Below are 12,792 nucleotides of genomic sequence, written 5' to 3'. Positions count from 1 at the left end.
TGGTTGCCATACACCGTTACCGGCAGTTTCTCGTACCGCGTCTCTTCAAGTAAATTTAATCTCGCCATTGTGTTTATGTCTAAAGTCGTTCGTCTGAAGTCCGCCTTTGGCTTAAGACTTTCGGCTCAAGACTCCGGGATCAGAAAAAATTGGTGAAATCAAATATATCAGATATATTAAAAAAGTACGGTTTTAATTTAACTTTTGTATTCGATTAACAAATCCATAAATTGGAACCCATGGTATCCCTCAACAAAAACCTGCAAAAGCTTTTCAGCATCGCTCAAAAAACAGAAAAAATTATTGTGGGGCTAATGTCGGGAACTTCGCTGGATGGCCTGGATATCGCGCTATGCCGGTTTACCGGAAACGGGCTGAAAACGCAATTCGGGTTGTTGCATTTTACGACGATCCCATACCAGGAGGCTTTTAAAAAAGAGATTCAATCTGTTTTTGTAAAACGGGAGGCCGGCCTGGACAAAGTTTGCCTGCTGAATGCTTTTATCGGGAATTACCATGGGGAACTGGTGTTACATGCGCTTTCCGGCTGGGGAGTTGACCCGACCGAAGTTGACCTGATCGCCAGCCACGGGCAAACTATTTATCATGCGCCAAGGCGCTTGCACCTGCAGGCAGGCTATCCAAACGCTACGCTGCAAATAGGGGATGGCGACCACCTGGCCGTAAAGACGGGGATATTAACGGTTAGTGATTTCAGACAAAAACATATCGCGGCGGGAGGGGAAGGTGCGCCCCTGGCATTGTATGGCGATGTTTTATTGGGGAGCAAATCCGGCGAAAACCGGTTATTGCTGAATATTGGCGGGATTGCCAACCTTACCTATTTGCCTGCCGATGGCGACTACGATAAAATTTTGTGTACAGATATTGGCCCGGGCAATACCCTGATTGATGCAGCCTGCCGGAAATATTTTAACCTGCCTTTTGATGAAGATGCAAAAATTGCGCTGTCAGGAAAGGCCAGTGACGTTTTGTTAGCTGCTTTGTTAAACCAGCCCTTTTTTGACGAAGTGGCGCCAAAAACCACCGGGCCGGAATTGTTTAGCCTGGATTATATCGCGATAGCACAACAACAATCGAAAACTGTAAACATCAGCCCTGAAGACCTGCTCTGTACTTTAAGCGCTTTCACTGCAAAAAGCATAGCCGGATTCATTTCCGCTAATTTTAAGGTGAAAGGCCTCCACCTATTTACCAGTGGCGGGGGCGCAAAAAACCCCTACATCATCAATTACTTAAAAAATGCCCTTCCGGGGGCAACTATTGAAGATACAGGGGTGCTTGGCATTAACCCGGATGCCAAAGAAGCTATTTTGTTTGCGCTATTAGGCAATGAAGCCATTTGCGGCGAACCCATCGCCATAGGAAATAACCCGGCAGTATTAATGGGAAAATTTAGTTTTCCGCTATAGCTCTTACCCGGTTCTTATTTAACACTGAACTTGGCGATGTGATAACTTTCGTAGGCCATTTTGCGGTTAAACTCCAGGGCGATCTCTTTATAATTCACCAGGTCCACAATCGTGCCTATCCAGCAAAAGCCTCCGGTAAAAAAGTATAAAAGCCCCATTCCGATCTGGCCAACGAGGAACCTCTGGATACCGGCGATCCAAATGAAACCCAACAGGGTAACCACCTATATGTCCTGGGGATTTTTTCTTTTACTTGAATATACCATGTAAAAATATTTTTTTTGATTGTCATCAAGCTCTGCAGTTCCCTGCTGCAAAAAGGCCATCTCTTCGGCTGTTATTCCCGGAAATGCCATATAAGGGTTTTCGTACATGTCCATTTTTTTGATATTTTAGGTGATCTGATTATTTAATAGCCTAAAATTACAACGATCAGGCAATCACTCCAATTCATAATTGGCTGAGGGGTAAAATAAATCGGTGAGCAAGGCCATTAGGGCGGTGAAAAAAGAACCCTGCATTTTTCATCCGGGTTACGGCATGTTGGCCGTTCCACAAACAGGGCAAGCCAGCGAAATTTTTCTACAAAAGTTTTTTAAAATTTTGATTAAACGCTGGAAAAACTGTTCATCCAATTTCAGTTTCACGCCCCGGTTCCGACAGATAACTTCTCATAACCGCCACAGCTTACAATCTTAAAAAGCTCCTTAAATATACGTATTAATATATTAATTTGCTTAATTTTCGCCTATGGCAGATACTGAATCAAGACTGGACGTTCCCTCCCGGAAAAAATTCTTTTACCCGGTTAAAGATGAACTGAAAAGCTACCTGGCAAAATACAACCGTTACCGCAACCTGGGCGTTCAATACAGTGATCTGCTGCGTTTTAATATGAGTGTGCCGCTGCTGGATAAAAACGGTAACGACACCCTTTGGCAAACCGTTTATTACGACGAGGCAGAAATGCAGGAGCTTTTTCCTGCGCTTACAGCCATTTATGCCGTAATTAATGCTTCCGGCTACATGGAAGTAGTTGAACAACTAAAAATTGCGCGAATCGACTACTGTACATTTGGTAATTCAAAGCCTTTCAGGATCCGGATCATCAATAAATTGAATGATAACTATGATCATTTTTATGTGAAAGTTGCCGATGCCTCCCGCATCTACGGGCTGGAGTTGGAGCATATCCTCTCGCCGAACCGGATCGGCTATTTAACAGACGGCACAACCATCATTGAAGATCATATTATTGGCGTGCCGGGCGATATCTTCATCAAAGACAGGCTCAATACGTCGAAGTTTAACCAGGTGAGGATCTGCAAAGAGTTTGTGAAGTTTAACGAGCGGTGTTTTATCCGTTTGTTGGGTGATATGCGGTCGTACAATTATGTAGTACATATAACGCCCGATATTGAAGGCAGCCAGTACCGCATCAGGGCCATTGACTTCGACCAGCAATCTTACGAGGGCCGCCGCCAGTTTTACCTGCCGCATTATTTTAAAGAGAATAATAGTTTGGTGATGCTGGGTATGAAACATATGGATAGAAAAGCCATGCGCCAGTACCAGGAAGAAGAGCGCAGCCTGATCAATAACCGGATAAAACTGGTGCGTTACCGCCTGGTAGACCTGCTTACCTGCATGAAAAAGGATGAAGTTTCGCCGTTAAAAAAGGTGGAACAACTGGCCGCTGACCTGGCTGAATACCATAAAGAACCCGCCTTTAAAGCCTGCAAAACCATGGGCGAACTGGTTATTGAACAGTTGAATGTTTATACGTTTTTGTAAAAGTAAGCCGAGGTGGTTGGTATTTTGTCGCCGCCGAGAATCTTCCCCCCAATTCAAACGGTTAAGGCCTTTACGCGCACCCTTCGAGTGCCTCAGGGTGACACCCTTTTTTTCAACCCAATGACGCGCAGCACCCTTCGAGCCTCAGGGTGACATGCTTTTTTTCTTTCTTCGCTAACCCAATGACCAATGACGCGAAGCAAATGACCCAATGACTAATGACTTCCCCGTTACTCCTCCACCATTTCGCTGTTGGGGCTGCTTAATTCGGGTACTTCCTGTTTAAAATAACGTTTCTGGAATACTAAGATGGCAATAACGCCTGTTGAGATAGCGGCATCAGCCAGGTTAAATATCGGCTGAAAAAATTCAAAGGGCTGCCCATGCCAGGCCGGGAACCAGGTTGGATAGGTGCCGCGGAGGATGGGGAAATAAAACATATCCACCACCTGGCCCTCAAATAATTTACCATGCTGAAAAAGCACACCGTAAAATACACAGTCGATAGTATTGCCTAATGCGCCGGCAAAGGTTAGCGCCACGCAGGTAATAAGCCCGCGGTGGTATTTATGTTTGATGAGGTAGTATAGGCCGTAACCGATACCTATACAGGCCACCAGCCGGAAGATGGTTAATACCAGCTTGCCGCCTTCGCCGCCAATTTCCCAGCCAAAGGCCATGCCGTTGTTTATGGTATAATTAAGCATACCCCGGCTGCCCATAAAATGGATCTGGTCGCCGAGCAGCATATGTGTTCGTACCCAGGTTTTTATAACCTGGTCAAGCACAATGATGACGGCAATTAACAAAAAAGGTTTTGTGTATGCAGCCTTCATTTATTGCCTTAGTTTTGCTTCCATGCTCAGGGTAGTATGCGGCACCGCGCGCAAACGCTCCTTCGGGATCAGCTTGCCGGTTTCGCGGCAAATACCGTAAGTTTTGTTTTCAATACGTACCAGGGCAGCTTCCAGCTGTTCGATAAACTTTTTCTGACGTGCGGCTAATTGGTTGATCTGTTCTTTTTCCAATGTTGCCGAGCCGTCTTCCAGTGTTTTATAGGTACCGGCGGTATCGTCGGTGCCGTTAGCATTTGGCGAGCTTAACGAGGTAGCCAAAGCGCTCAGTTCTTCTTTGGCGCTGCGTAGTTTTTCCAGTAAAATACCCTTAAATTCCTGCAGATCCGATTCGGAGTACCTGGTTTTTTCGTTTTCTTGTTTCATTTAAATTTAGTAATAGCAATCAAAATTTCGTTTCCGTCAATCGCGGCCAATTCGCCGGCATTTAATTCATTATCAGGCTGTATGCTGTCTGCCAAAATTTCGGCGCAAATATAGGATAAATTATTGTTCACCGCTTCCCATATATAATCAGGGCATTTTATTTGCGCTTTAATCCTGTCGGTAACTTCAAAACCCATTGTTTTTCGCAGGTTTTGGATCCGGTTGATCACCTCCCTCGCAGTCCCTTCCTGTTTCAGTTCACTGGTTAGTGTAACATCTAAAGCGACGGTTAGTTTTCCCAAATTTGCAACCTGCCAGCCGGGAACGTCTTCGGCTAAGATTTCGACGTCAGTGGTGAGTAGTGAGTAGTGAGTAGTGAGTGGTGTTGGTAGCATATCAACAACCTTTCCTCCAGCCAAAATCTCCAACTGAATGCTACCTTCACTTTCCAGTTGTGCAATCTCTTCAGCACTCAAGTTACCTATAGCTTCAGCCACGGCTTTCATATCCTTACCCACTTTAGCGCCCAGTACTTTAAAGTTTGGTTTTATCTTCTTTTTGATAAAGCCTGACGCATCGGTAATGTACTCAATGTTTTTGATATTGGTTTCAGATAATATCAATTCTTTTACCTGCTCCACCTGGCGCTCAAAGTTTTTATTCAGTATCGGCAGTAAGATACGGCCCAGCGGCTGCCTTACATTGATGCCCACTTTTTTGCGGAGCGATAATACCAGCGAGGAAATGTCCTGCGCCATTTGCATCCGCTCTTCCAGGGCTTTGTTTACCAGCGTTTCATTATATTCAGGGAAATAAGCAAGGTGAACTGACTCAAAAGTTTCCTTCTTGGTTGCCCCGTTCAGGTCGGAATATAATTTATCTGCAAAGAACGGCGCCACCGGCGACATCAGCTTGGCAATGGTTACCAAACAGGTATATAAGGTTTGGTAGGCCGATAATTTATCGTAGCTGTTGTCCGATCCGCCAATACCATCGCTTGAGGCCGGGCGGACAGGTTTCCAGAAACGGCGGCGGCTTAAACGTACGTACCAATTGCTCAAATGCTCGTCTACAAAATCCTGTATGGCGCGGCTGGCTTTGGTCGGCTCAAAATCAGCATAAAAAGCATCTACCTCTTTGCTTAACGTATTGAGCAGGGAGATGATCCACTGGTCAATTTCGGGGCGGTCGTTAATTGCAATTTCCGCTTCGCTGTAGTTAAACTGATCGATATTGGCGTATAACGCGAAGAAAGCATAGGTATTATACAGCGTGCCAAAGAATTTGCGGCGCACTTCATCTATTCCTTCTGTATTAAATTTCAAATTATCCCATGGCGAGGCGTTGCTGATCATATACCAGCGGGCAGCATCAGCGCCAAACTGTTCAATGGTAGCAAAAGGGTCAACCCCGTTACCCAGGCGTTTAGACATTTTGTTGCCGTTTTTATCCAGCACCAGTCCGTTAGAGATGACATTTTTAAAAGCAACGCCCTTATTGCCCACGCGCTGGTTAACCGCTTTTATTTCGTCGCTGGCTTCGCTCAGCATTACAGCGATGGCATGCAGGGTAAAAAACCAGCCGCGGGTTTGGTCGACGCCTTCGGCGATAAAATCAGCCGGGTAAGCGCTTTCAAATTGTTCCTTGTTTTCAAACGGGAAATGCCATTGCGCGTATGGCATAGCGCCGCTGTCAAACCAAACATCAATTAAGTCCGGTTCGCGGTACATCGGTTTGCCGGTGGATGAGGTCAATATTACATCATCTACATAAGGCCTGTGCAGGTCGTCTATAACAAAACCAGCAGGCATTAAACCGGCAGCGATTGATTTTTCAATTTCTGCTTTCAGGTCGGCGATAGATCCGATACATTTTTCTTCGAGACCATTCTCTTCGCGCCAGATGGGCAGCGGTGTGCCCCAGAAACGTGAACGCGAAAGGTTCCAGTCTACCAAATTTTCCAGCCAGTTGCCAAAGCGGCCCGTGCCGGTTGATTCGGGTTTCCAGTTAATGGTTTTATTCAGTTCCACCAATTTATCCTTAACGGCGGTGGTGCGGATAAACCAACTATCCAGCGGATAGTATAAGATCGGCTCGTCCGAGCGCCAGGAGTGCGGGTAACTGTGTTCGTATTTTTTTACGTCGAAGGCTTTGTTCTCTTCCTTCAGCTTGATGGCGATCATTACATCGGTAGCCTTAAAGCCGGGAGCTTCGCGTTCTTCTTTGGTATAATATTCTTCTTTTACATACAGGCCGGCATAGTCGGTCACCTCGGCCACAAAGCGGCCCTGTTTGTCCACCAGCGGCACATCCTTGCCGGCTTCGTCCTTCACCATTACGGAAGGCACGCCGTTTTCCTTACAGGCCCTGAAGTCGTCCGCGCCAAAAACAGAAGCGGTATGCACGATCCCGGTACCGTCTTCGGTGGTTACAAAATCAGCCGGGATCACCAAAAAGGCCTTCTTTTCCAGGTCCTCGTTGCTTACATATGGCATCAGCTGGTGATACCGCAGGCCAAGCAATTCAACCCCTTTAAAAGTTCCGCGAAGTTCCCATGGGATAATTTTATCGCCCGCTTTATAATCCTGCAGATGGCCTTCGCCCTGTCCTTCGGCCTTAAAATATTTGGCCACCAGGTCCTTTGCCAAAACCACACTAACCGGCTCATAAGTATACGGGTTAAACGTGCGCAGCTTTACATAATCTATCTTTTCGCCGACGGCAAGGGCGCAGTTTGATGGCAGCGTCCATGGGGTGGTCGTCCAGGCTAATATCACCGTATCCTCGTTTTCATCCTCAAACAATTGCGGCATCAGCGGATGCTGCTGCTCTTTTTTGAGGTGAAACTGGGCAGTGATGGTCGTATCTTTCACCATTTTATAGGTGCCCGGCTGGTTTAGCTCATGCGAACTTAAGCCTGTACCTGATTTTGGCGAATAAGGCTGAACGGTATAACCCTTATATAACCAGCCTTTGTTATAAAATTCCTTTAAAATCCACCAAAGGGATTCAATGTATTCGTTTTTGTAAGTGATGTAGGGGTCTTCCAGGTCTACCCAGTAGCCCATTTTTTCGGTCAGGTCGTTCCAAACGTCGGTATAGCGCATTACCTCCTTGCGGCAGGCGTCGTTGTAATCTTTTACAGAGATCTTTTTTCCGATATCATCCTTGGTGATGCCCAAAGCTTTTTCAACGGCCAACTCAATAGGCAGGCCATGGGTATCCCAGCCGCCCTTGCGTTTTACCTGGTACCCTTTTAGTGTTTTATAACGGCAAAAAATATCCTTAATGGCGCGTGCCATTACGTGGTGAATGCCGGGCATGCCATTAGCGCTCGGCGGCCCTTCGTAAAACGTGTACGGGTTGGTTGCCGGGCGACTACTGATGCTCTTTTCAAAAATGCCGTGCTCCTTCCAGAAGGCAAGGATGTCTTTGCCTGTCTGCGATAAGTTTAAAGCTTTATATTCCTTATACATCAATCTGTTACACCTCTATTTTTAGAGGCTGCAAAAATACGGAATTTAAGCTGAAAAGTATCATAATTATGTGAAATTGGAAGGGAAGAGGTTGTCTGAATCAGAATTTGCAGGATTTTAGAATTAACAAAATAAAAAAGTGCAATCTTGAAAATTCTTTAATTCTGTAAATTCTGATTCAGATTATTAACGTCAAACCTTATATTTACCTGATGAAAACCTGTATCCTTACTATCCTGCTTCTTATTTCCGGTAAACTGTTCGCCCAAAAAACTATGGAAGTTAAAACCGGTATTCTACAATTTAGATATTATGAAGATTATTCTGTACTGCAAGCTGACCCAAGCGTTAGGGAAGGCGGATACACCAAATATTTCGCTTCCGGTAATGAGATAATGTGTACTGGTTTCTATAAAAACAACTTGAAAGATGGTTTGTGGGTCGAGTATCGGTATAATGGTATGGTGGAAGACAGCGGTTATTATAAACAGGACAAAAAAGTGGGGATTTGGGCGGCATATAAGTCCAGTGGAATGTTACAAATCATGTATGATTATACCAAAAAGGATCTGCTTTATTTAAAACGGGATTCAGATTATAAAACCAAAATCTATACAGTGATCGATAGTGCTGGCAAAAAGCAAACTACATTAGACCGCCCGCCTGTATACCTGGATGGTGAATCGGCATTTGATCGAACAATTGGCAGCAATGTTATTTATCCAGCGAAAGCAAGAGAAAGTCAAATCCAGGGGCGAGTATTTGTAGGCGTAACGATTGATGAGCAAGGAAATATCACAGGCTACCGGTTGATAAAACCGTTAGGTTATGATTGCGACGAATCGGCGGTGAATGCGGTAAAAGCCCTTCACGGCAAATGGTTGCCCGGAATTTTAGATGGAAAGCCAGTAAAAGTGGAGTACGAAGTTGCTGTTAGTTTTACTTTAGCTCTTTAAAGAACGCAACTTTCCATAAAAAGGGCATAATAGAATAAGCGTGCATAGGAAAACTCCGCATTCGCCATTCCGCAATCCGCATTAAAAATTCCGAAATCGAACATCCGAAATCCTATATCCCCCCTATATCCCTTTTTGTATCGCCTGGTAAACCACATCCATTATTCTTGGGCGGGTGTTCAGGCTGCCCAGCTTGGGGCTTACGCTGGGGTTTACGCGGTTGGATAAAAACACATATACCAGGTGCGAAGCCGGGTCAACCCAAACGCAGGTGCCGGTAAAGCCGGTATGCCCGTAGGTTTGGGGGGAGGCATATTGCGATGGATATTTTTTGGTAAGGTCGGGGTCCCACCTGTCAAAACCGAGGCCTCTGCGGCTAATGGCCGATTGTTGCTTGGTAAACAGGTCCACTGTTTCGGGTTTAATGTATTCTTCCCCACCGTAGGTGCCCCGGTTAAGCATCATCTGGTAAAGGATGGCCACATCGTTGGCGCTGGCAAATAAGCCGGCATGGCCGGCAACACCGCCCATTAACGCGGCGGTTGGGTCATGCACGTAGCCGTCCAGCAGGGCATGGCGGTATACCGGATCATTTTCCGTTGGCGGGATCTGTTCGGGTTTAAAGCGGTAAAGCGGTAAATAGCCCGCAGTCTGCATCCCCAGCGGGGTATAAAACTGCTGCTGTACATACACATTCTCCGGGGTCGAGGTAATAGTTTCGATGATCTGCTGCATAAAGCACATGCTCAGGTCGCTGTAAACATATTGGCCCCGTGTCCGTAAGGGCGAGTTCAGCATCAGGGGCCACATCACCTCTTTAAAGTAGTCCTTTCGTAAATAGTAATTCTCATTTACTTTGGTAGGATAATTTTCTGATGAGTCAACCGTATAGTCGGTTGGCTTAACTGCTTCGATAGTAGGAATATCCGGGATCAGGCCGGCCTGGTGTTCAAGCACCTCTTTCACCAGCAGGTCATTCTTGTTTGTTTTTCGGGCCTGCGGCAGGTAATGGCCTACGGTTGAATCGATACTTAGTTTGTCCTGGTCATACAACTGCATGGTTTCCATGGTGGTGGCCGAGATCTTGGTCATGGAGGCCAGGTCGAAAATATCGGTCAGTTTATCCGGGATGGTTTTATCATAGGTATGGTAACCATAGGCTTTGTTGAAGATCACTTTGCCATCCTTGGCTACCAGCACCACGCACCCGGGGGTAGCCTGGTTCATGATGGCTTCGGTGGCGATATTGTCTATATCGATGAGGTTATCTGATTTTATCCCCACGGCTTCTGGCACGCTGTATTCCAGGCGGATCTTACCTGTGGTAAAACCCATCCCTTTGCGAAAAACAGGCGATATATTATTGCCTAATTTCTGTGTAATGGCCACTCCGCCAAAAATGGCCTCCGCGGCAAAATAAGCTGATACCGGCGAGATCCGCTGGCACCAGATCACCGGCAGGTTCAAATTATTTAATTTAATAAGCGCATTGCTGTTGCCAAACAGCGCGATAATTACAGCCTTCGTTTTTTGATTGTACCTGATAAAGTCTGCAATTTGCGGGTTGTTCAAATCGGCTTCGTTTAGCTGCACGATCAGCGTATTATACCATTTCAGATCGGCTGAAAGGTCATCGAGGCTTTTTGTTCCGGTGTATAAATTACCATTATAGGCCGCTACTTTATCATATTTATTCAGAAGACTGTCGAAACCGGCAGCATAGGGATAAGAGAAATGTAAGCTGGCTATTTTTTGCTGGTCGAGGTTTTGTATTGGGATGGTGTAGCTGGCGTTATTAAAAAGTACGGTAGATTTCTCCACCAAATTCAACTCGTCTACATAAGCCTGCCCCCTGAAAGGCGGATTTTGTGCGCAAGCCGAATGAAATAAAACAAATGCTGAACATATTAAAGTACAAAACCAACGGTTACTTCTTCTCATAAACCTTTTCTCCATTCACATAGGTTTTTAACACTTTAACGTTAGGCAGGTTTGCGCCATCTGTTTTCATGATATCATTATCAAGGATCACAAAGTCGGCAAATTTGCCCGGCTCAATGCTCCCTTTTTCATGTTCTTCAAACTGCGCTTTGGCGGCCCATATCGTCATTCCCCTTAACGCCTGCTCCCTGGTAAGGGCATTTTCGGGCTGAAAACCACCCGCCGGGAAACCTTTCAGGTCTTTGCGCTCCACTGCTGCATAAAACGTATACATCGGGTTAATGTTTTCGACAGGGAAATCAGTACCCAGCGGAAGCCAGCCATTTTGCTGTAATAATTGCTTATAAGCATACGCGGTTTTAATACGGTCTTTTCCCAGGCGGCTGCCGGCCCAGTACATATCTGAAGTTGCATGTGTGGGTTGTACCGACGGAATAATACTGTAATCGCCAAAATACCTGATATCTTCAGGCGCCAATACCTGTGCATGCTCAATACGCCAGCGACGGTCATTTTTACCTTTTAACACACTGGCATAAATCTTCAGGATCACGCGGTTGGCCGAATCGCCAATGGCGTGTGTACACATCTGGAAGCCTTTGGCCGACAGTTTTTGCGCTACTTCTAAAAAGTGTTTCTGATCGCTCAGTAAAAACCCGCGCCAGTTTTTCTGGTCGCTATAAGGCTGCAGTAAGCAAGCCCCGCGCGATCCTAATGCGCCATCAGCATAAACCTTAAAGGCACGCACGTTAAGCCGCGGGCTTTTATAAACACCTCTTTTAAATAAATACGCAAAATCCTCCGGGTTATCCGAAAGCATCACATACATCCGCATTTTAAGTGATCCTCTATGCTGTAATTGTTCAATTGTATTGATCATCGTATAAGGCAGGCCGCAATCTTCAACCGTAGTTAAGCCCGCAGCGAAACAGTTACGCTGGGCGTCTAAAAAAGCAGAGTCGGCAAGTGCATCGCCGGGCAGCGGAATTTTCCTGCGTACCAATCCTTCTGCGTTATCTACCAGTAAGCCTGTAAGTTTGCCATTTACGGTTTCAATTTTGCCGCCGCTGATGGTTTGGCCCGGTTTTATGCCTGCAATATTTAAGGCAGCCTGGTTAACCATAATGGCATGCCCGTCAATCCGGCTCAATATCACCGGCCGTACAGGGAACAGCGAATCCAGTTTAGCCTTATCCGGGAATTGTTTTACGGTCCATTTATTTTGGTCCCAGCCATGGCCTGTGATCCAGCCGTCCGGGTTTCTTCGGGCGAAAGCGCTAACCGAGTCCACTACCTCCTGCCAGCTTTTGGTATTCTCCAAATGGGCCTCCTGTAAGCTGATGCCATAGCTGTAAAAATGCGAATGGGCATCAATAAATCCCGGGTAAACAGCTTTGCCGCCTGCATCCACTACTTCTTTAGCGGAATATTTCTTTTCGATCGTATCGCTGTTACCAACTGAAATAATCTTTCCGTTGTTTACCACAAAGGCATTGGCCGTTGTAAAATTACTGTCGACCGTGTAAACCACTGCGTTTTTTACAATAAGATCAACATTATAATCCTGGTGTTTACAGGCTGCGGCAAGGAAAAACAATACGGGCCAAATTCTTTTCATAGGGCAAATGTAAAAAGTTTGTAAGCTACAAAACTATATACAAAAACAAATGCATAAAGTTATCCGGTAAATAATTTTAATTTAAACTTCGTTTGCCTCAGCCTGTCGCTGGATGTTCGCAGAATCGCAAACCGTCGTTGCCCGCTGCCAATTACTCAGGAACCGCATGAACCACCTGGCACGGGAATACGGCTGGGACACATGGCACAGTAATAATTTCTGTAATTTGCCTGGATTTATAAAGAAAACTCCCTATAAATTCATTTATTGGTAACCTCGCAATTTTAATTACGATAAACAAGCTTAAAAAAGTATTGCCCCTGCGGTTCCTTTTTGGTGAGTCCCTGGGTGGAC

10 protein-coding genes are annotated in these 12,792 nt (G+C 45.7%); 3 read left to right on the top strand and 7 right to left on the bottom strand.

Annotation, left to right across the window (positions count from 1 at the left end; translation table 11 throughout):
• Positions 1–239: 239 nt before the first annotated feature.
• A complete protein-coding gene (locus QZY09_RS13095) occupies positions 240–1,433 on the top strand; it encodes an anhydro-N-acetylmuramic acid kinase (RefSeq protein ID WP_295673047.1) in 1,194 nt (397 codons plus the stop codon).
• Between the two features lie 14 nt (positions 1,434–1,447).
• Here the strand turns inward: QZY09_RS13095 and QZY09_RS13090 are convergent, their stop codons facing one another.
• A complete protein-coding gene (locus QZY09_RS13090) occupies positions 1,448–1,657 on the bottom strand; it encodes a hypothetical protein (protein ID WP_295673046.1) in 210 nt (69 codons plus the stop codon).
• Positions 1,658–1,813: a hypothetical protein gene (locus QZY09_RS13085; protein WP_295673044.1), complete on the bottom strand. Its 156-nt coding sequence runs from the start codon at positions 1,811–1,813 to the stop codon at positions 1,658–1,660.
• Between the two features lie 370 nt (positions 1,814–2,183).
• Here QZY09_RS13085 and QZY09_RS13080 point away from each other — a divergent pair, with 370 nt between their 5' ends.
• Entirely contained in the window at positions 2,184–3,227 is a 1,044-nt protein-coding gene (locus tag QZY09_RS13080) for a hypothetical protein (protein ID WP_295673043.1), read from the top strand.
• Positions 3,228–3,457: 230 nt separating this feature from the next.
• On the opposite strand, the gene QZY09_RS13075 is transcribed toward QZY09_RS13080, so the two are convergent.
• From QZY09_RS13075 to ileS, 3 genes are read right to left on the bottom strand one after another with little or no spacing between them, the layout of a single operon-like run.
• Entirely contained in the window at positions 3,458–4,063 is a 606-nt protein-coding gene (locus tag QZY09_RS13075; RefSeq protein ID WP_295673042.1) for a lipoprotein signal peptidase, read from the bottom strand.
• Positions 4,064–4,447: a TraR/DksA C4-type zinc finger protein gene (locus tag QZY09_RS13070; RefSeq protein WP_096356504.1), complete on the bottom strand. Its 384-nt coding sequence runs from the start codon at positions 4,445–4,447 to the stop codon at positions 4,064–4,066.
• Entirely contained in the window at positions 4,444–7,923 is a 3,480-nt protein-coding gene (gene ileS, locus QZY09_RS13065) for an isoleucine--tRNA ligase (protein ID WP_295673038.1), read from the bottom strand. The genes QZY09_RS13070 and ileS overlap by 4 nt, the downstream gene beginning before the upstream one ends.
• Positions 7,924–8,135: 212 nt before the next feature.
• Between ileS and QZY09_RS13060 the strand changes: the two genes are divergently transcribed.
• On the top strand, positions 8,136–8,879 hold the full coding sequence (locus tag QZY09_RS13060) for an energy transducer TonB (RefSeq protein WP_295673036.1): 744 nt from the start codon (positions 8,136–8,138) through the stop codon (positions 8,877–8,879).
• A gap of 123 nt (positions 8,880–9,002) precedes the next feature.
• Here QZY09_RS13060 and QZY09_RS13055 read toward each other — a convergent pair whose 3' ends face one another.
• Both QZY09_RS13055 and QZY09_RS13050 read right to left on the bottom strand, forming a co-directional pair.
• Positions 9,003–10,835, bottom strand: a complete 1,833-nt coding sequence (locus QZY09_RS13055; protein ID WP_295673035.1) for a serine hydrolase — start codon at positions 10,833–10,835, stop codon at positions 9,003–9,005.
• The gene (locus QZY09_RS13050; RefSeq protein WP_295673033.1) at positions 10,807–12,438 is read right to left on the bottom strand and encodes an amidohydrolase; all 1,632 of its coding nucleotides are present in this window, start codon (positions 12,436–12,438) and stop codon (positions 10,807–10,809) included. Before QZY09_RS13050 ends, QZY09_RS13055 begins: the two co-directional genes overlap by 29 nt.
• Positions 12,439–12,792 lie beyond the last annotated feature (354 nt).

It is taken from the genome of uncultured Mucilaginibacter sp., assembly GCF_903913935.1.
Taxonomy (GTDB): Bacteria; Bacteroidota; Bacteroidia; order Sphingobacteriales; family Sphingobacteriaceae; genus Mucilaginibacter.
The sequence above is the reverse complement of the archived record's forward strand: the minus strand, read 5'-3'. Positions and strand labels throughout refer to the sequence as shown.